General features: G+C 73.3%; 13 protein-coding genes and 1 pseudogene. 7 read left to right on the top strand and 7 right to left on the bottom strand.

Going from position 1 to position 19491, the window contains the following annotated elements; genetic code table 11:
* The first annotated feature begins 110 nt into the window (after nt 1-110).
* The 4 genes from WMF20_RS14420 to WMF20_RS14405 all read left to right on the top strand — a co-directional run bounded on the left by WMF20_RS14420 (nt 111) and on the right by WMF20_RS14405 (nt 6018).
* Nucleotides 111-1322, top strand: a complete 1212-nt coding sequence (locus WMF20_RS14420; RefSeq protein WP_437604873.1) for an IS701 family transposase — start codon at nt 111-113, stop codon at nt 1320-1322.
* 559 nt (nt 1323-1881) lie between these two features.
* Nucleotides 1882-3021, top strand: coding sequence for a site-2 protease family protein (locus tag WMF20_RS14415; RefSeq protein WP_437614070.1), 1140 nt, complete (start codon nt 1882-1884; stop codon nt 3019-3021).
* 217 nt (nt 3022-3238) lie between these two features.
* Nucleotides 3239-5011, top strand: a complete 1773-nt coding sequence (locus WMF20_RS14410; RefSeq protein ID WP_437614068.1) for an MXAN_6577-like cysteine-rich protein — start codon at nt 3239-3241, stop codon at nt 5009-5011.
* Between the two features lie 50 nt (nt 5012-5061).
* Nucleotides 5062-6018 carry a YheT family hydrolase gene (locus WMF20_RS14405; RefSeq protein WP_437614066.1) on the top strand — a complete coding sequence of 319 codons (957 nt, stop codon included), beginning with the start codon at nt 5062-5064 and terminating at the stop codon, nt 6016-6018.
* Between the two features lie 49 nt (nt 6019-6067).
* Here WMF20_RS14405 and WMF20_RS14400 read toward each other — a convergent pair whose 3' ends face one another.
* A complete protein-coding gene (locus WMF20_RS14400; protein ID WP_437614064.1) occupies nt 6068-6811 on the bottom strand; it encodes a YqjF family protein in 744 nt (247 codons plus the stop codon).
* Nucleotides 6812-6961: 150 nt separating this feature from the next.
* Between WMF20_RS14400 and dhaK the strand changes: the two genes are divergently transcribed.
* The 3 genes from dhaK to ptsP are packed head-to-tail and all read left to right on the top strand — an operon-like array spanning nt 6962 to nt 11064.
* Nucleotides 6962-7963 (top strand): dihydroxyacetone kinase subunit DhaK, encoded by a 1002-nt coding sequence (gene dhaK, locus WMF20_RS14395; RefSeq protein WP_437614062.1) that lies wholly within the window; start codon nt 6962-6964, stop codon nt 7961-7963.
* A 3-nt stretch (nt 7964-7966) separates the two neighbouring features.
* Nucleotides 7967-8617 (top strand): dihydroxyacetone kinase subunit DhaL, encoded by a 651-nt coding sequence (gene dhaL, locus WMF20_RS14390; protein WP_129574884.1) that lies wholly within the window; start codon nt 7967-7969, stop codon nt 8615-8617.
* Nucleotides 8614-11064 carry a phosphoenolpyruvate--protein phosphotransferase gene (gene ptsP, locus WMF20_RS14385; RefSeq protein ID WP_437614059.1) on the top strand — a complete coding sequence of 817 codons (2451 nt, stop codon included), beginning with the start codon at nt 8614-8616 and terminating at the stop codon, nt 11062-11064. Before dhaL ends, ptsP begins: the two co-directional genes overlap by 4 nt.
* A gap of 161 nt (nt 11065-11225) precedes the next feature.
* Here ptsP and WMF20_RS14380 read toward each other — a convergent pair whose 3' ends face one another.
* The 6 genes and pseudogenes from WMF20_RS14380 to WMF20_RS14355 all read right to left on the bottom strand — a co-directional run bounded on the left by WMF20_RS14380 (nt 11226) and on the right by WMF20_RS14355 (nt 19237).
* Nucleotides 11226-11576 (bottom strand): hypothetical protein, encoded by a 351-nt coding sequence (locus WMF20_RS14380; protein ID WP_129574882.1) that lies wholly within the window; start codon nt 11574-11576, stop codon nt 11226-11228.
* 647 nt (nt 11577-12223) lie between these two features.
* A pseudogene (locus tag WMF20_RS14375) lies at nt 12224-12352 on the bottom strand (hypothetical protein); the annotation flags it as partial.
* Between the two features lie 391 nt (nt 12353-12743).
* Complete coding sequence (locus WMF20_RS14370; RefSeq protein WP_437614057.1) at nt 12744-14285, bottom strand: pentapeptide repeat-containing protein; 1542 nt, start codon at nt 14283-14285, stop codon at nt 12744-12746.
* Between the two features lie 11 nt (nt 14286-14296).
* On the bottom strand, nt 14297-14839 hold the full coding sequence (locus tag WMF20_RS14365) for a Type II secretory pathway pseudopilin (RefSeq protein ID WP_437617121.1): 543 nt from the start codon (nt 14837-14839) through the stop codon (nt 14297-14299).
* A 344-nt stretch (nt 14840-15183) separates the two neighbouring features.
* Entirely contained in the window at nt 15184-16302 is a 1119-nt protein-coding gene (gene wecB / locus WMF20_RS14360) for a non-hydrolyzing UDP-N-acetylglucosamine 2-epimerase (RefSeq protein WP_020734948.1), read from the bottom strand.
* 88 nt (nt 16303-16390) lie between these two features.
* Nucleotides 16391-19237, bottom strand: a complete 2847-nt coding sequence (locus tag WMF20_RS14355; protein ID WP_437614054.1) for a cation-translocating P-type ATPase — start codon at nt 19235-19237, stop codon at nt 16391-16393.
* Nucleotides 19238-19491 lie beyond the last annotated feature (254 nt).

The raw sequence follows: 19491 nt of genomic DNA, 5'->3' as shown, positions 1-19491 counted from the left end.
GGTGAGCCGACGCTCCCCGCAGGAATCTCCCGGAAGGCTGGAGCCTTTCTGCGGACCGGAGCTTGCCGCCCTGCAGGGGCGACACAGCCTGATGTGTCGTGGAGTACACAATGAACGCCGCCGCCCAGCGGCGGCTGGACGCCTACTTCTCGGACATCGGGGACATCCTTGCCCATCCGCTGCGGCGCGAGTCGTTCGCGATCTATGCGATGGGGCTGCTCGGCGAGGCGGAACGCAAGAGCATTGAGCCGCTCGCTGCCCGAGCCTGCCCCGACCCGGCGCGCGTGCAGGCGGCGCACCAGAGCCTGCAGCATTTCATCTCGAACGCGCACTGGGACGATCACGCCGTGCGCCGGTACGCGGCCCGCTACGCCATCGCGGCGATGGCTGAGCACGCTCCGGTCTCGGCGTGGCTCATCGACGACACGGGCTTTTTGAAGAAGGGCGAGCACTCGGTGGGGGTTCAACGGCAGTACACCGGCTCCGCCGGCAAGATCACCAACTGCCAGATCGGCCTCAGCCTGAGCGTGGCGACGCGCTACCACCACGTGCCCATCGATTTCGAGCTGTACCTGCCTCGGAGCTGGGCCGAGGATCCGGCGCGACGGCGCGAAGCCCGCATACCTGCGTCCGTGCAGTACAAGAGCAAGGTCGACTTGGCGCTCGGCATGATCGAGCGCGCCGTGCGCGAAGGGATCCCCGGTGACATCGTGCTCGCCGACGCCCTCTACGGCAACGCCCATGAGTTCCGGGAGACGGTGCGCCTGCTGGGGTTCGACTACGCCGTGGGGATCGAAGCGCCCACCAAAGTCCTGCTGCTCAGCGGAAGCGACTCCGAGCGCTGCACCCCGATGAGCGTGGGCGAGCTGGGGCGACGTCTCGGCCGTCGGGGCTTTCGGCGGATTGCCTGGCGCGAAGGGACCGGACGCACGCTCTCGTCGCGCTTCGCGCTGCGGCGCGTGCGCGTAGCGAGCCGCGATGGCATTCCGGTCGCGCAGCACGAGCCGGTCTGGCTGCTGATCGAATGGCTCGACGGAGAACGTCAGCCGACGAAGTTTGCCCTCACGACACTGCCGGCCCGGATGTCCCGGAGGGAGATCGTGCGCCTCTACAAGGAGCGCTACCGTACCGAGAAGGTCTACGAGGAGCTGAAGGGCGAGCTCGGCCTGGATCACTTCGAAGGCCGGCGCTTTCCCGGCTGGCACCACCATGTGACCGTCGCCCTCAGCTGCTACGCGTTCGTTGTCGCCGAACGCGCGCGGCATTTTCCCCCCTCGGCCGAACGAACGCGTTTCCCCACGCCGTTCCCACTCGCGGCCTGAGCGCCATGTTAGCGACTCCTTCGCCACCTGCCGTCTTGCCATCGCCCGCGTGCTGACCCGCTGGCTGCCCCGGTGTCCCAGCTGCCACCGTCGACACGCCGAGGTCCCCAGGCTCCAGTCCCTCCGGCTGTGACACAGTGGTGCTAGACCGCCTCCCACGCCCGGGCAATCCGCCCCTCGCCCCTCACCTCACCTCCCCTCGCCTCCCCTCCTTCCCGCTCCGAGCGCGCCGCGGCGCCCGCGGCCGGCGCCGCCGCTCCTCACCCGCCTCGACCGGGCGCGCGCTCCCTCCCTTGTTCCCGCGCAAACACTCTGCCTCGAATGCCCGGTGCGAAATGCCCCGCTGCGGCGAGGCGCCGCGGGAACGCGCCGCTCGCCCGGCCTGCCGCCGCCGTGAAATCCGGTACGCGCGTTGCTTTGCAAGCCCCGAGGATCGTCGAGCAGGCATCGAGAGATCTCATGACCCAGCGACCCGGCCGCACCGCCAGGCGCGCGCGGTCGTCGGCTTCTCCCGCGCCGTGACGCGCCGCTCGCGCGCATCCAGCAGGAGCCAGACACCATGAGATGGTCATTCAGGGTCGCCAGGATCGCCGGTATCGACGTCAACGTGCACGCGACCTTCGGGCTCATCGTCGCCCTCGGAGCGCTCCAGTGGAGCGGCCACCACGGCGCCCGGGGGGCGCTGTTCGGCGCCGCGCTGATGCTGGCGCTCTTCGCCTGCGTGGCCCTGCATGAGCTCGGTCACAGCCTGGTGGCCAGGCGCTTCGGGCTCACCGTGCGCGAGATCCTGCTCCTGCCCATCGGCGGCGTCGCGATGTTCGCGGGCCGCCCGCAGAAGCCGCTCCACGAGCTGCTCATCGCGCTCGCCGGCCCCGCCGTGAACGTGGTCCTCGCCGCCGTCCTCCTGGTCGTGACCGGCGCGTTCGGCCTGCTCTCGGAGCTCCCCTCGCTCGGGACGGGGGCGAGCCCCTCGCTGCCGACGGCGCTGCTCTGGCTGCTCGGCGCCAACGTGGCGCTCGCCGTCTTCAACATGATCCCGGCGCTGCCCCTCGACGGCGGGCGCGTGCTCCGGGCCGGCCTCTCCATGGCGATCGGCCCCGCGCGCGCGACCTCCGCGGCGGCCGCGATCGGGCAGGTCATCGCGGTGGCCCTGTTCGCCCTCGCCGTGCTCTCGGGCCACCTCGTGCTCGCCTTCATCTCGGTGCTCGTGTTCCTCGGCGCGACGCAGGAGCGGACCACGGAGCGCGCGCGGTCGATCCTCGGCGTCGTCCCCGTCGGCCGCGCCTACAACCGCCGCGCCATCGCGCTGTCGCCCTGCGACCGCGTGAGCGACGCCGCCGAGCACATCCTCACGACCTACCAGACCGACTTCGCGGTCCTGCTCGACGGGCAGCCGATCGGCGCCTTGACGCGGGGCGACGTGGTCCGCGCGCTCGCCGAGGGCGCGAGCGGCGCGTACGTCGCCGGGATCATGCGGCGCGACGTCCCCCGCGTGAGCGCGGAGCGCTCGCTCGACGACGTGATGCGTCTCATGTCCGAGAAGAGCGCCCCTGTGGCCGCGGTGTACGACGGTGAAAGGTACCTGGGCCTCATCAGCCAAGAGGACATCGCCGAGGCGCTCGCGCTCCTGCAGTTCCTCCCGGCCTCGCGGCCCGGCGGCGCCGCGTCGCCGGCGGCGCCGCGCACGCAATGGACGTGACGCCCTGACGCCCTGACGCCCTGACGCCCTGACGCCGTGACGCCCTGACGCCGTGACGCCCTGACCAGGCCTCCCGGCCGCCGACGCGCCGACGCGGCGCGATCCGCGCGCGGGATCGGGCTGCAAGCATTGACAGCCCGGAAGGCCATCGGCGTATCCTCCCCGGTAGCTCTTCGTTACGACCCCCGTCGCCGGCATCTCTGCCGAGGGAAGGCTCATGGAAATGGTCAAATCGCGCTTCAGGCTCGCGCCGACGTACACCCTGCTCTGGCTCGCCGCGGCGGTGCTCGCCTCCGTGGCGTCGTGCTCGGATGGCGGTCCTTCCACGAACGTGTGCGTCGCTCCGGCGACGCAATGCGACGGCATCTGCGTCGACACGAGCTCGAACACCAGCCACTGCGGCGCGTGCGGCACGGCGTGCTCGAGCGGGCAGGTCTGCAGCGCGGGCGCGTGCGTCGCGGTGTGCGAGTCCGGGCAGACGCTGTGCGGCGGCAGCTGCGTCGACGTCGACACCGACGAGGCGCACTGCGGCAGCTGTAACACCGCCTGCGAGGAGGGGCAGACGTGCCGGGGCGGCGACTGTCAGGGCGGCGGCTGCGCCGAGGGGCGCACCGAGTGCGGCGGCGAGTGCGTCGACACCGCGTCCGACCCGGAGAACTGCGGCGACTGCGGCGCCGCGTGCGAGGAGGGGCAGTCCTGCGAGGACGGCGCCTGTCAGGACGAGTGCTCCGCGGGCCTCACCGACTGCGGCGGCGCCTGCGTCAACCTCCGCAACGACGAGTCGCACTGCGGCAGCTGCGGGACCGCGTGCGGCGACGAGCAGACGTGCGTGGCGGGCGCGTGCAGGGACGGCTGCGGCTCGGGGCTCACGGCGTGCGGCGAGACCTGCGTCGACGTCCAGACCGACGCCGCGAACTGCGGCGGCTGCGGGACCGCGTGCAACGACGCGCAGGTCTGCCAGGCCGGCATGTGCGCGTGCACGGTGAGCCCGGGCCAGGACCTCGGCTCCGCCGTGCCGCAGGTCGCGAACAACACGACGGTCGGGCTGCCGAACTCGTACGCCCCCACGTGCGTGTCCGCGAGCTCGAGCGAGCGCATCTACGCGTTCACCGCGGCGACCGCGGGCGTCTACTCGTTCGATGCCAGCAACTCCGGGTACAACGTCGTCCTCGCCCTCCTCGACGCCACGGGCTGCTCCGAGATCGCCTGCAGCGCCGACCCGAGCGCGCCCATCACGGCCGACCTGGCCACGGGCCAGACCGTCTACGTCGTGGTCGACGGCGCGGACGGCGAGGCGGGCACGTTCGAGCTGGAGATCACGCGGGCGAGCGCGCCGAGCTGCCCGGCGGGCTCGTTCACCGGCGCCGTGCCGCAGACGATCACCGGCAGCACGGTCGGCCGGCCCAACAGCGTGCGCCCGACCTGCCGCAACGCGGCCAGCCCCGACGCGGGGTACTCGTTCACGGCGCCGGTCGCCGGCGACTACGTCTTCGATACGTACGGGTCCGCGTTCGACACGGTGCTCCACGTGCACGAAGCCACGTGCCGGGGGGCGGAGCTCGCGTGCAACGACGACACGCTGGTCGAGCAGTCGGAGGTCACCGTGACGCTCGCCGCGGGCCAGACGGTCGTGGTCGTGGTGGACGGCGCTCGCGACACCAGCGATGGCACGTTCAGGCTCACCGTCCGGCGGGCGGTCCCGCCGCCGGTCTGCGACGACGCGGGCGTGTGCGGGGACGGCAGCTCGGGGTGCATCCGGTGCGCGTTCGAAGGCAACTGCCGCGACGAGTTCGATGCCTGCATTGGCAGAGATGCGTGCATCAACTTCATCGACTGCTACCGCACGTGCAACAGAAACGCCGACTGCGAGGACGCCTGCATCGCCGCCGATCCGGACAGCTCCGCGCTCTACACTGCGGCCCTCCGGTGCGCCTTCTGCGACGAGTGCGCGGACTCCTGCAGCGGCGACCCCGAGTTCACGTGCCGGTGAGCCGCGGCGCCAAATAGAACGAGCGCGCTGGCCGTGGTAGGAGCGCGTCGATGCGGCGCATCCTCCTCCACGGCCACTTCTGGACGATCGCCCCCTGGCTGAAGCACCAGCTCCGGGCGCCGCCGCTCCCCCCTTCCTCCCCCTTCTCGGTGCACGTCGACGAATCGCCGGCCGGGCCCGTCCGGCTGCTCGGCCGCGTGCGCCACCGCGAGGGCGCGACGTCGATCCTCGTCGTGGTCCACGGCCTCGGCGGCACGCTGGAGAGCCATTACGTGGTCGAGGCCGCCGCGCAGGCCGAGCGCGCCGGGCTCTCGTGCCTGCGCGTCAACCTGCGCGGCGCCGGGGGCGACGGCGCCGATCTCTACCACGCCGGCCTGTTCTCCGATCTGCACGCCGCCATCGCGTCCCCCGAGCTCGACCGGTACGAGCGCGTGCTCATCGTCGGCTATTCGCTCGGCGGGCACATCGCGCTCCGCTATGCCGCGTCGGGCGCGCTCGACCCGCGGGTCCGCGCCGTGGCCGCGGTCTGCCCGCCGCTCGATCTCGAGCGGTCCGTCGCGGCGATCGATCGGCCGGAGCGCTGGATGTACCGCCGGCACGTGCTGTCGGCGCTGAAGGAGATGTACAGCGCCGTGGCGTCCCGCCGCCCCATGCCCCTGCCCGTCCGGGAGGCGCTCGCGATCCGCACGATCCGCGACTGGGACCGGCGCATCATGACGCCGCGGTTCGGTTATCCGAGCCCGGAGGCGTATTACTCGAGCGAGAGCGCCGCCCCGCGGCTCCGCGACCTCGCCGTTCCGTCGCTGATCGTCGCGACGGAGGCCGACCCCATGGTGCCGCTCGACACGGTGCGGAGGGCGCTCGAGGCCTACCCGCGCTCGCCGCTGCTCGACGTCCAGTGGCTCCGGCTCGGCGGGCACGTGGGCTTCCCGCAGACGCTGAGCCTCGGGTTCGGGGGCGCGCCGGGCCTCGAGTCCCAGGTCATCCACTGGCTGCAGAGGCGCTGACGCGCGGGCGCGCGCGCCGGAGGCCGCGCTGCCGCGCGCGGCGACCGCCTTACGCCCGCGGCGCGGCGGGCTTCAGCGCGTAGACGTCGACGTCCACGCCCGGGCTGAAGAGCACGTGCGGCGCCCCCTCGGGCGCGGGCAAGCCGGCCGCGGCCACGACGCTCTCCTCGACGTGGCCCACCTCGGCGCGGTGGAGCGGATAGGGCGCGTGGTGCACCTGCCCGACCTTGAGCGCGCCCCGGCTCGACGCGAACAGCAGGTATCGCTCGGCCAGGAAGTGCTCGAACGTCCCCGGCGCCGCGACGCCCCCGTCGATCGCCGCGCCGACGCGGTAGCGCGCCTCGAAGCGCGCGGGCACCGGGCCGGGCCAGCGCCGCTCGCTGCGGTAGTGGACCTCGCCGTCCCGCGGCTTGAGCGCCATCGAGGCGAAGTGATACGGCAGGTGCCAGCCCGCCCGGGCCACGAGGACCGCGAGGGCCTTGGCCGCGTCCAGGCTGAAGAACCACACGCCCGGATCGCGCCCGTCCCGGTGCACGTAGGTGCGGACGTTGAGCTCGTGGAAGTTCGAGATCCCCGGCACGCTCGGCGACCACCACGGCGTGACGTCGCGCATGGTGAAGGCGACGACGCCGACGTAGGCCCTGCCCTCGAACGTGTCGAGCTCGATCGCCGGCGGCACGACGGCGCGGAGCGCAGAGGCCGGCGTCTCCCAGTGGAGGAAGAGCAGATCTCTCCAGCGTTGGAAGCCCGCCGGGCGGCCCGGCGGGCGGAGCGTGGGGGCGAGTCGGTCCATGGCGCCTGAAGCGTAGGGCAGCGCGGCGGAAAGATCTCCTCTCGCGGCGGGCGACGCCATGGGGATATCCTGCGCCCAGAGAGCGGACGTAATCGGACGTGAGCGGACGATACGCGGACGACACGCGGACGACGACGGAGCGGAGGCAGGATGAAGAAGCTCATCAATGCGCCGGACGATCTGGTCGGCGAGGCGCTCGAGGGCATGGCGCTGGCCCACGGCGAGCTCCTCCGGGTGAACGCCGCGCCGCGCTTCGTCACGCGGGCGGAGGCGAAGGCCAGGGGCAAGGTCGCGCTCCTCTCGGGCGGCGGCAGCGGGCACGAGCCGCTGCACGCGGGGTTCGTCGGGCGCGGCATGCTCGACGCCGCCTGCCCCGGCGCCGTGTTCACGAGCCCGACACCCGACCAGATCTTCGAAGCGACGCGGGCCGTCGACGGCGGGGCCGGCGTGCTCCACATCATCAAGAACTACACCGGCGACGTCATGAACTTCGAGATGGCCGCCGAGCTCGCCGGCGAGGCGGGGATCGCGGTCGAGGGCGTGATCGTGAACGACGACGTGGCGGTCGAGGACAGCCTCTACACGGCGGGGAGGCGCGGCGTCGGGACGACCGTCCTCGCCGAGAAGATCTGCGGCGGCGCCGCCGAGGCGGGCCTGCCGCTCGGCGAGGTGGCGGCGCTGTGCCGGCGGGTCAACGCGCACGGCCGCAGCATGGGCATCGCGCTCTCCGCCTGCACCGTGCCGCACGCCGGCAAGCCGTCGTTCGAGCTCGGCCCGGGCGAGATGGAGGTCGGCATCGGCATCCACGGCGAGCCCGGCCGGCGTCGAGCCCAGCTGGAGCCGGCGGATCGCGTGACCGAGCTCCTGATGGATCCGATCCTCGACGACCTGCCGTTCAAGCCGGGCGACGGCGTGCTCCTGTTCGTCAACGGCATGGGCGGGACGCCGCTCATCGAGCTCTACGTCGTCTACCGCAAGGCCCACGCGATCGCGCGCGAGCGCGGCCTGAAGGTCGTCCGCAGCCTCGTCGGGTCGTACATCACGTCGCTCGAGATGGGCGGCGTGTCGGCGACCGTCCTCCGGCTCGACGACGAGATGATCCGCTTCTGGGACGCCCCGGTGCACACGCCGGCGCTCCGCTGGGGGGCCTGAGCCATGCAGACCCTGAGCGGCGAGCACATCGCGGCGTGGCTCGAGCGCGCGGCCGAGGTCCTGGAGCGCGAGAAGGCGTTCCTGACCGAGCTCGACGCGCCGATCGGCGACAGCGATCACGGGGTCAACATGGCGCGCGGCTTCGCGGCGGTGCGCGATCGGCTCGGCCGCCTCGATCGCGGGGACATCGGCGCGCTCCTCAAGGACGTGGGGATGACGCTGCTGTCGACCGTCGGCGGGGCGAGCGGGCCGCTGTACGGCACGCTCTTCCGCGACGCGGGCCAGCGCGCGGCCGGCGCCGCGGCGCTCGACCTGGCGGCCCTGGCGGGCTGCCTCGAGGCGGGCCTCGAGGGCGTGAGGCGCCGGGGGAAGGCGTCCCCCGGCGACAAGACGATGGTCGACGCGCTCGTCCCCGCGGTCGACGCGCTCAAGGCCGCGCTGAGCGCGCCCCAGGCCGCGGACGGCGCCGCGCTTCGAGACGCGCTCGGCCGCGCCGCCGACGCGGCGCGGGCCGGGGTCGAGGCGACCGTGCCGCTCGTCGCCCGCAAGGGCCGTGCGAGCTACCTCGGCGAGCGCAGCGCTGGGCACCAGGACCCCGGCGCCACGTCGTGCTGGCTCTTGCTGCGGAGCCTGGCCGCGACGGCAGGCGCATGAGCGGGGCGGCGGGCCGCGTCGGGCTCGTCCTGGTCTCGCACAGCCGCGCGCTCGCCGAGGCCACCGAGACGCTGGCCCGCCAGATGACCGGCGAGTCGGTCGCCATCGCGTGCGCGGCGGGCGCGGGCGACGGCGGCGCCGAGCTCGGCACCGACGCGACCGCCATCGCCGCGGCGATCGAGCGCGTCTGCGGGCCGGCCGGCGCCGTCGTGCTGATGGACCTCGGCAGCGCGATCCTGAGCGCCGAGACGGCGCTCGAGCTCGTCGATCCGGAGCTCGCCGCGCGCACGCGCCTCACCGGCGGGCCGATCGTGGAAGGCGCGGTCGCCGCCGCCGTGCGGGCGGCGGCGGGCGGCACGCTCGATCAGGTGGCCGCGGAGGCGCGGCAGGCGCTCGAGCCGAAGGCCGCGCAGCTCGGCGAGAGCGAGCGTCCCGCGGCGGCGCCTGCGGCGGACGCGGCGGGCGCGGGCGCTCCGGCCGTGACGGCCGACGTCGCGATCGCCGATCCGAGCGGCCTGCACGCCCGCCCGGCCGCGCAGCTCATCGCGCGCGCGGCGGCGTTCGACGCGGCGATCACCCTGGAGAACGTGACGGCCGGCCGCGGGCCGGTGGCGACCTCGAGCCTGATCGCGCTCGCCTCGCTCGGGGCGCGCCGCGGCGACGTGCTGCGCCTGCGCGCGACCGGCCGGCAGGCGGCCGAGGCGGTCGCGGCGCTCGCCGGGCTCGTGCGGCGCGCGGCGCCGGCGGGCGCGGCGGCGGCGCCCGCCACGTCGGGCCTCGCCACCCCCGTCGCGCCGGGCGTCGCGCTCGGGCCGCTCGTGCGGCTCGTGCGCGTGCTCCCGGACGTCCCCGAGACCACGGTCGACGACCCCGCGGCCGAGGCCGCGCGGCTGCGGCGGGCGCTCGAGATCGCGGCGCAGGACCTCGGAAACGCGCTCCGCGGCAGCGACATCCTCGAGGCGCACCAGGCGCTGCTCTGCGACCCGGCCCTCGTCGACGAGGCCCTGTCGCGCATCGATCGGGAGCGCTGCAACGCCGCCTGGGCCTTTCGCCTCGCCATCGAGGCCGCGGCGGCGATCTACCGACAGCTCGACGACCCGTACCTGCGGGCGCGCGAGGCGGACATCCACGACGTGGGCGCCGCGGTGGTGCGCGCCCTGCTCGGCGGCGCCGGGGCCACGCTGCCCGAGGGGCCGCCGGCCGTCGTCGTGGTCGACGACCTCACGCCGTCGGAGGCCGCGCGGCTCGACGCGGCGCGCGTGCTCGGGGTCATCGACCGGCGCGGCGGCCCGACGTCGCACGCCGCCATCCTGCTGCGCGCCGCCGGCATCCCCGCGGTGGCGGGGGCCGCGGCGCTGGTGCCCGACGCCGGCGGCGCGCGCGCCGGCCTGGACGGCGCGACCGGCGAGGTGTGGCTCGATCCCGATCCCGAGACCGCGACCGAGATCGAGCGGCGGCGGGCGTCCCTCCGCGCGTCGCGGCGCCCGCCGGGCGCCCGCGACGGCCGCCTGCGCCTCGCTTGCGGGCGCGAGGTCGAGCTGTGGGCGAACGTGGCCGGGCCCGCGGACGCGCGCGCCGCGCGCGAGGCCGGCGCCCTCGGGATCGGGCTGCTGCGCACCGAGATGCTGTTCCTGGGCCGCGTGGACGAGCCCGGCGAGGCCGAGCAGGCGGAGCTGCTCGCCGAGATCTTCGCGGTGTTCGCGGGCGCGCCGATCGTGGTCCGCACGCTCGACGCGGGCGGCGACAAGGCGCTGCCCTACCTCGAGCTCGACGCCGAGACGAACCCCAGCCTGGGCGTCCGCGGCGTCCGCCTCTCCCTGGCGCGGCCGGCGATGCTCGAGGCGCAGCTCCGCGCGATCCTCGTCGCCGGGCGCGGCCACGACGTCCGCGTGATGATCCCGATGGTCTCGACCGCCGCGGAGGTGGTCGCGGTGCGCGCCGCGCTCGAGCGCGCGCACGAGGCGCTCGCGGCCGCGGGCCTGCCGCACCTCTGGCCGGTGGCCACGGGGATCATGGTCGAGGTGCCGTCGGCGGCGCTGATGGCCGAGCGCCTCGCGCGGCAGGCCGATTTCTTCAGCATCGGCACCAACGATCTGACGCAGCACACGCTGGCGGCCGAGCGCGGCCACCCGCGGCTGCACGCGCTCTCGGATCCGGCGCACCCGGCGGTGCTGCGGCTCGTGCGCGCGGTGGTGGAGGCGGGGCACGCCGCGGGGCGGCCCGTCTCGGTGTGCGGCGAGGCCGCCGGCGATCCCGGCGTCGCGCCGCTCCTGGTCGGCCTCGGGATCACGCGGCTCAGCATGTGCGCCTCCGCGTTCGACGCGGTGGAGGACGCGCTCGCCGGGGCCTCGTTCGCGGAGCTCGCCGCCGTGGCCGAGGAGGCGCTCGCGGTCGACGACGCGGCGGCGGCCCGCGCCGCCCGCGCGGCGGCGCGGCGTCCGGGCTGACGGCCGGCGGCGCGGAGAGGTCCAGCGCGCAGCGCGCCGGCAGGGATCGCGCTCGGCGACCGCGACGCCGCGCCGACACAGCCGGACGTCGCGAGCCGCTTCTGCATCTGCTCCGCGCGGGAGTCTGCCCCGAGATCTACTCCTACGTTGGCAGCCTCCCGCTACCCCTGCGTATCAGGTGCAGGTTCGTCGCGGCGACGATCGAAGATCATCACAATAGACTCGGCCATCGCCCGCAGCTCCTGGGGCGGCTGGCGCGCAGTCGTCCACTCCTGCACCAAGGCGCCCAACCTACGGACGAGGTCACAGTCAGCCTGCTGCACGATCAGCGTCGTCGTTACCTCTCTTGACCGGATCGCATCGAAGGCATCTCCCATCGCGCGCAGAGCCCCTGACCACTCGTCCCTCGGGAGCTCGGACGACGGTGCGCCGACATCGAGCGCTTCCACGATCGCATGGAGGCAGTTGAGTCCCTCGGAGAGCGCCTGCGCTACTTGCCGTTCACGCGTCATTCGTCCGCCCCCTATTTCTCGAACGAGTATCGACAAATCCAGGTTCCGATCGGATTGATGATAGTACAGTTATCTCCATTTGAATACTGATAAGAACATGTCCACGTGGGCCTGCCTCCTTTACACCAGTACAGATCGCCGATTCCGCTGCTATGGCTATACGGATGCGATGCTCGATGAGGGCAGTAGGCGCCGATGGCCTCGCACTGCTCTACGCACCTATTGCTCCCGGGAGACACGCAAGAAACCTGAGCTGCCGCCTCAACGGCTTCGCTGCATTCGGAACGCTCCATCGCGTCTCGCGGCTCCGGCGGCGCATCTCCAAAGCCTCCGGCCCCACCCGAGGTGATGGTACCGGCGCCGACGCCTTCACCACGACCATCCCGCAGGTAGCACTCCCCCATGTCGTAGTTGCAACCGGCAAAGACGCCACAGAGCAGAATCAAACCGCCCTTCATCCCGCCTCCAGTCGCAGCACTGCATGAGGCGCGCGACGACAACAATATAGGGGGCCTCTGCGTGACGCAATGCGCACCTTAGAATCCGCCGGGGACGGTCGAAGCTGGTTGACTCCGCGCCGAGGAGGCCCCCTGACGAGTGACGCTGGTGCCTCGGTCCGTGGTCCTTCCCTGCTTCTGCGGACAGTGTCACGATGCCGCGAACGCGGCCACGTAGCTCTTCAGTTCGAGCACGACCGGGCTCATGTGGGCGAGCCGTGAATGCCGCCGTTTCAGATTATGGAAGCTGTCGATGTAGTCTCCGGCCGAGGCGATGGCTTCCGCGCGCGTCGACTAGGATCCGACCCCTGTTTCCAGTTCTCCTGGAGCATGGTCCGTAGCTCAAAGAAGTGTCACCGCGGTCGCCGGTCCGAAGCGTTATCAGGGCTCCGCTCATACCCACCTGGCCAGGCATCGCCGGGTACCTGGCCCGGCATCGCCCGGCACCTGACCAAGCATCGCCGGGTACCTGGCCAGGCATCGCCCGGTACCTGGCACGGCATCGCCCGGCACCTGACCAAGCATCGCCGGGTACCTGGCCAGGCATCGCCCGGTACCTGGCCAGGCATCGCCCGGCACCTGACCAAGCATCGCCGGGTACCTGGCCAGGCGTCCGGCACCGCCGCGGCGGCGCAACGCCACGGGCGCGCCGGCCACTCCGCGCCCTTTGCTACAGCGGCCCTGCCGGCAGCGCGTCCTCGTGCGTGGAGCGCGCGGTGGCGTCCTCGGCCGGCTGCGGCCCGCGGACGGGGTGGCCGAGCAGGCACGTGCCCTCGCCGGGCAGCTCCGTCGCCGGATCGCACTCGGCGAGCTCCCAGCCGCGCGCCTGCTCGGCGTCCGTCCCGGAGAGGTCGGCGCCCCGGAGGTTCGCGGCGCTCAGCTCGGCGCCCTCGAAGGTCGACTCGATCAGGGCGGCGCCCGAGAGGTCCGCCCCCACGAGGCGCGCATTCCGGAAGCTCACCTGCGTGAGATCGGCGCGGGAGAGGTCGAGCCCCGACAGATCCAGCCCGTCGAAGCTGCGATGGCCGCTCCGCGCGAGGAGGCGCACGGCCGCGGCCCTGTGCGCGGGGTCGCCCGAGGAGAGCGTGGCGCGTAGCCGGAAGACGGCGAGGCGCGACGGATCCAGGCCGTGGACGAGCGTCGCGGCGAGCGCGGCCAGCACGAGGCGGGCGCCGAGGGCGCGCGCGGCGCCGCGCTCGGCGCCGAAGGGCGGCAGCGCGAAGGTCAGCAGCGCCGCGCCCAGCGCGCCGCCGGCCTGCGCCGCCCAGAGGAGCCCGGGCGGCGGGACCTTCGCCAGCGCGACCGCGGCCGCCAGGGCGAGGAGCAGCGCGCCGCCGGCGAGCGCGAGGCGGACCTCGAGCGACCGCGCGAGCAGGGGCGCATCCGGCGCTGGGCGTGAGCCGGCGGCCACGGCGGCGCGCCGGGAGGCCCCGGCGGCCGCGCCGGGCCGGCGCGCATCAGGCGAACCGGTCAGCCGCTGCGATTCGGGCGGCGCCGACATCCGTTGCGAGGACGGCGCCGCCCCCAGCCGCTGCGAGTCCGGCGCTGCCCCCAGCCGCTTCGATTCCGGCGGCGCCGACATCCGTTGCGAGGACGGCGCCGCCCCCAGCCGCTGCGAGTCCGGCGCTGCCTCCAGCCGCCGCGGGTCCGGTGCCGCCCCCAGCCGCCGCGAGTCCGGCGGCGCGGTGCGGCGGCTCCGCTCGGCGCTCGCCGGGCCCGCGTCCGCGCTCACGAGCGCCTCGCGCAGCGGCGACGCGAACGAGGCGATGTCGTCGAACGACGCGCCCGCGCTCGCGAGCGCCAGGATGGCCTCCTCGTCGAGGCCGGAGCGCGCGCACGCCGCCGAATCGACGCGCGCGCCCGCGAGCGAGCTCGCCGACGAGAACGAGCGCGGGAGCTTCGCCCCGCGCAGATCCGCGGCCGTGAGCAGCGCCCCGCCGAGCAGCGCGCCCGAGAGATCGGCCCAGCGCAGGTCGGCGCCGGTGAGATCGGCGTTCACGAGCGACGCCGTGTCCAGCCGCGCCCCCGCGAGGTTCGCGCCGGGGAGCTTGGCCCCGTCGAGGCGCGAGCCGGCGAGGTTCGCGCCCTGGAGATCGGCGCAGGGCAGGTGCGCTGCCGCGAGATCCGCGCCGGGGAGCTCGATCGCGGTGCTCTCACCGCCGCGGCGCGCCGAGAGGGCGCCGAACAGCCTGTGCAACGCTGCGGTATCCACGGGCGCGCCGCCTACTCGTCCGGGTCGATGGAGCCGATCGCGCTCGCGAACACCACCTGCCCGTCCTTCATGTAGCCGTCCAGCGCGAACCACGCGTGGGTGCCGTCCGCGTCGAGATCGCCTCGCGCATAAGCGGCCCACCTCCGGTCCAGCGGCACGTCCTCCGGAAAGTGATTGACCGACACGGGCATGGGAGAGCCGCCGAGTCGATATCGATACTGGTACGACTGAGGGTGGTTGACCTCGAATCCAAGGCACATCCAGCCCGCCGTCGGGCTCCCGGTGTTGTAGTCCACGCCCGGGCGCGGGTCGGGCCGGTATTTGACGCCCTGCACGCGATAAAACGCGTTGGGCACCGTGACCGCATCGCTGCACAGCGGCTGGGACGCGGCGCCGTCCGACCTCGCCTGGAGCCGGTCGGCCGACGTGACGACCGCCCTGGCGATGCCGCCGATCGTCTGCTTGGCCTCGGCCGACGTGGCGAACACCAGATATTTCGACACCCCCTGGGTGGCGAGTGCGGCCAGGAGCGCCACGAGCCCGCCCACGAGCATCACCTCGACGAGAGTGAAACCACGTCGTCCCCGCCCCCGAGATGCCATATCGACTCCAGGTCGGAAATTCCTTACCACGATACACCTATAACCGGAGCCTTGCTCGCTGAACAGGCAGATCCCTGGGAGATGGGCCACAGCAAACGCTGTTTGGTCGGGTGTTGTGGGGAGCGCGGCCTTTCAGGCGGCGCCTCTCCCACGTCAGCCACAGCGAACGACGTTGGGTCGGGTGTCGTGGGGAGCGCGGCCTCAGAGGCGGCGCGATCCCAGGGGGGTCTATATGTGGAGAGGCGCGGCGGGCGAGCCGCTCGGAAAGGCCGCGAGCGCTGCGGCGGGACGTCGGCTCAGGCGCGCGGGCCGGCGGTCTTCGGCGGCGGGTCGCCGGCGAGGAAGGCCTCGAGCGCGTCGGCGATGCGCTCGCCCGTCTTGCCGTCCCACCCCTCGGGCACCGTGCCTCGCTTGCCGCGGCCGTCGAGGATGGCGTCGACCTCGCGCGCGATGAGCGCGGCGTCGAGCCCGACCACGGTGTTGGTGCCCTGCGTCACGGTGATCGGCCGCTCGGTGCCCTGGCGCATCGTGAGGCACGGGATCCCGAGCGCGGTCGTCTCCTCCTGGATTCCGCCGGAGTCGGTGGCGACGAGCAGCGCATTGCCCATCACGGTCACGAAATCGTCGTACCCGAGCGGCTCCATGATCCGGAGCCCCTTCGTCTCCCGGAGGCGCGACGACAGCCCGAACGACTCGGCGCGCGCGACCGTGCGCGGGTGGACGGGGAACACGGTCGGCAGGCGCTCGGCGATCGCGGTGAGCGCGTCGAGCGTCTCCGCGAGCCGCTCGGCGCTGTCGACGTTGGCGGGGCGGTGGAGCGTCGCGATCGCATACTTCTTCGGCTGGAGGCCGAAGCGCGAGAGCGCGTCGGTCTGCCGCTTCAGCGCGTAGTGGACCGAGTCGATCATCACGTTGCCGACGAACCGGATCCGCTCCGGGGCGATGCCCTCGGCGAGCAGGTTGGGGTGGGCGTCGTGAGAGGGCGTGAGCAGGAGATCGGAGAGCTGATCGGTGAGGACGCGGTTGATCTCCTCCGGCATGGTCCAGTCGCGCGAGCGGAGGCCGGACTCCACGTGGACGACGGGGATGCCGAGCTTCGACGCCGCGAGCGCGGCGGCGAGGGTGCTCGTGACGTCGCCGACCACGACGACCACCTTGGGCCGGTGCTCGATCAGGTCGGCCTCGGCGCCGACGAGGACCGCGGCCGTCTGCTGGGCGTGCGAGCCGCCGCCCGCCTTGAGCGTGTGATCCGGCGTCGGCAGGCCGAGGTCCCGGAAGAACACGTCGCTCATCGTCGTGTCGAAGTGCTGGCCTGTGTGGAGCAGCCGCATCGGGAGGCCGCGCGCCTTGAGGGCGCGGCAGATGGGGGCGAGCTTCATGAAATTCGGGCGCGTCGCGGCGACGAGGTAGATCATGTCGACCGAGGAGCATGCCGCGGTATGCGGCGCGGCACCAGCGTTTTGAGGGCGCCGGGAGGGCGCCGACGCGCGCCGAGATCCGTCGCTAGGCGCCGCGGTTCGCGACCGCGCCGTGGTTCGCCACCGCGCTCGCCACGCCGCCCACCTCGGACGCGGGCGTCTTCCGCTCGCGCTCCGCCGCCGACAGCCGCGCCCTTCGGGTGCGCCACCACCGCTCGGCGGTCATCACGGGCAGGATCGACATCGCCACCAGCGTCGCCTTGACCCACGCGTCGAGCGAGAGCGGCGCCGAGCCGAACAGCGTGTGCATGAACGGCGCGTAGACGAAGCAGAGCTGCAGCGCGAGGAGCGCGCCGATCCCCACGTAGACCCACGGGTTCGTGAAGAGCCCGATCTTCAGCATCGAGTCGCGCAGCGACCGGCAGTTGAGCACGTAGAAGATCTGGAACAGCACCACCGTCGTGACCGCCGCGGTCTGCGCCTCGCGGTAGGCGAGGTCCGAGACGACGCCGCCGCGCACCTCGGTGAAGTACTCGTAGAAGAAGAGCCCGATCGCGCCCGCCGTCATGAGCACCGCGACGATCGCCGTGCGCACGAGGACGAACCGGCTCAGGATCGGCTCGCTCGGATCGCGGGGCGGGCGGCTCATGACGTCCTTCTCCATCGCCTCGAACGCGAGCGGCAGGGACAGCGCCACCGTGGCCACCAGGTTGACCCAGAGGATCTGGACGGCCGTGATCGGCATGAGCGGCGCGCCCCCGACGATCGGGAACGTCATCACCGCCACGAGCAGGATCAGCGCCTCGCCCAGGTTCGTCGGCAGCACGAACGCGAGCGCCTTGACCAGGTTGTCGTAGACGCGGCGCCCCTCCTCGACCGCCGCCCGGATGCTCGCGAAGTTGTCGTCCGTCAGCACGACGTCGGCGGACTCCTTCGACACCGCCGTCCCCGTGATCCCCATCGCCACGCCGATGTTCGCCTGCTTCAGCGCCGGCGCGTCGTTCACGCCGTCGCCCGTCATGGCGACGACCCTCCCCTGGGCCTGCAGCGCCCTCACCAGGCGGAGCTTGTGCTCCGGCGCCACGCGCGCGAACACGTTCGTCGACGTCGCCGCCGCGCGCAGCTCGTCGTCCGACAGCCGCGCGAGCTCCGTGCCGTTCATCGCCCGCCCGCCCTCGCCCACGAGCCCGAGCTGCTGGCCGATCGCCCGCGCGGTCGCCAGGTGATCGCCCGTGATCATCTTCACCGTGATCCCGGCGTCATGGCACGCCTTGATCGCGTCGATCGCCTCCGGGCGCGGCGGGTCGATCATCCCCTCGAGGCCGAGGAGCGCGAACCCCTCCGGGAGGTGCGCCTCGTCGAGCGACGCCGCGCCGCGCTCCGCGGGCCGCGACGCGACCGCGAGCACCCGCATGCCCTGCGCCGCCATCCGCTCGACCTGCGCCATCACCTGGGCCCGCTCCGCGTCGCCGATGGCCGCGCGGCCGAGCACCGCCTCCGGCGCCCCCTTCATGAAGATCACCCGCTCTCCGCCGGGCGCCTCGTGGAGCGTCGCCATGAGCTGCCGCTCGGACGAGAACGGCACGGCGTCGATGCGCGGGTACTCCCGCCGCGTCCCGTCGACGTCCACGCCGAGCTTCTGCGCCGCGACCACGAGCGCGCCCTCGGTCGGATCGCCCTCGATGCCGCACGCCTCGCCGTCGCGCTTCATCCGCGCGTCGTTGCAGAGCAGCCCCGCGCGGAGCAGCGCGCGCACCGCCTCCGGCGCCTGGCCGTCCGGCGCGCCGCCGCGGCGGAGCTCGCCGACCGGGGCGTAGCCGACGCCGGTCACCTCGAGCACCTCCTCGGCCCCCTCGCCGGACGCTCCGGCGGAGGGCGTCCACAGGGCGCGGACCGTCATCTCGTTGCGGGTCAGCGTCCCGGTCTTGTCGGAGCAGATGACGCCCGTGCTGCCCAGCGTCTCGACCGCGGGCAGCTTCCGGATCACCGCCCGGCGCCGCGCCATCCGCTGCACGCCGATGGCGAGCGAGATCGTGATGATCGCGGGCAGCCCCTCCGGGATCGCGGCGACCGCCAGCGAGATGCCGGCGAGCATCGCGTCGACCGGCGGGTAGCCCCGGAGCAGCGCGACCCCGACGATGAGCAGCGCGACCGCCACGATCGCGATCGTCAGCACGCGGCCCACCTTGGCCATCGAGCGCGTGAGCGGCGTCTCGATCTCGGTCGCCTCGTGGAGCATCGACGAGATGCGCCCGAGCTCGGTCGCGGCGCCGGTGGAGACGACGACCGCGGTGCCCGTGCCGCTCGTCACGAGCGTCCCGCCGAAGGCGAGGTTCTTGCGGTCGCCGACGCCGGCGTCCTCGGGGACGACCGCGACGTGCTTGTCGGCAGGGACCGACTCGCCGGTGAGCGCCGACTCGTCCACGTGGAGGTTCTTCACCGAGAGCAGCCGCGCGTCGGCGGGGACCTTGTCGCCGGCCTCGAGCACCACCACGTCGCCGGGGACGACGTTCGCCGCGGGGATCACGCTCCGCTGGCCGCCGCGCACGACCGTGGCCGTCTGCGGCACCATGTCGACGAGCGCCTCGATCGCCTTGCCCGCGCGGAGCTCCTGCACGAAGCCGATCGCCGTGTTGAGCACCACGACGGCCAGCACGACCGCGCCGTCGATCGCCTCGCCCATCGCGATCGCGAGGGCCGCCGACGCGAGCAGCACGTAGATGAGCGGATCGTTGATCTGACGGAAGAGCAGCTTGAGCGCGCCGTCGCCCTTGGCGCGCTGGATCACGTTGGGCCCGACCTCCGTGAGCCGCCGTGCGGCCTCGTCGTCTGCGAGGCCCGCCTCGGCGCTCTCGATCTTGGAGAGCGCATCGCCGACAGACAGGTTGTGCCAGGCGATCGCGGCCGATGGGGGGAGGACGCGTTGGGACATGGAGTCATCTCCTGCGGTGTGCAGCCGCGCTGTGCGCGCTGCGCTCACCGGCTATGGCAGCCTCAGGTCACGTGGTTCGCACGCGACTGCGGCGTTGTCGGCACGCGCCATGCCAGCGCCTCGCCGGGCTGTTCAGCATCCCGACCAGCTTCCCCCTTGGCGTCACGCAGGGCCTTTTCACCCCGGTGAGGAATTTTGCCCCGCTCCGTGCACCCGCGCGTTTCCGTCACCGGGCGGTGACCGCGCGCGATCCG

The organism is Sorangium sp. So ce834 (assembly GCF_051521425.1).
Taxonomy (GTDB): Bacteria; Myxococcota_A; Polyangia; order Polyangiales; family Polyangiaceae; genus Sorangium; species Sorangium cellulosum_D.
This window is presented reverse-complemented; position numbering and strand designations above follow the sequence as displayed.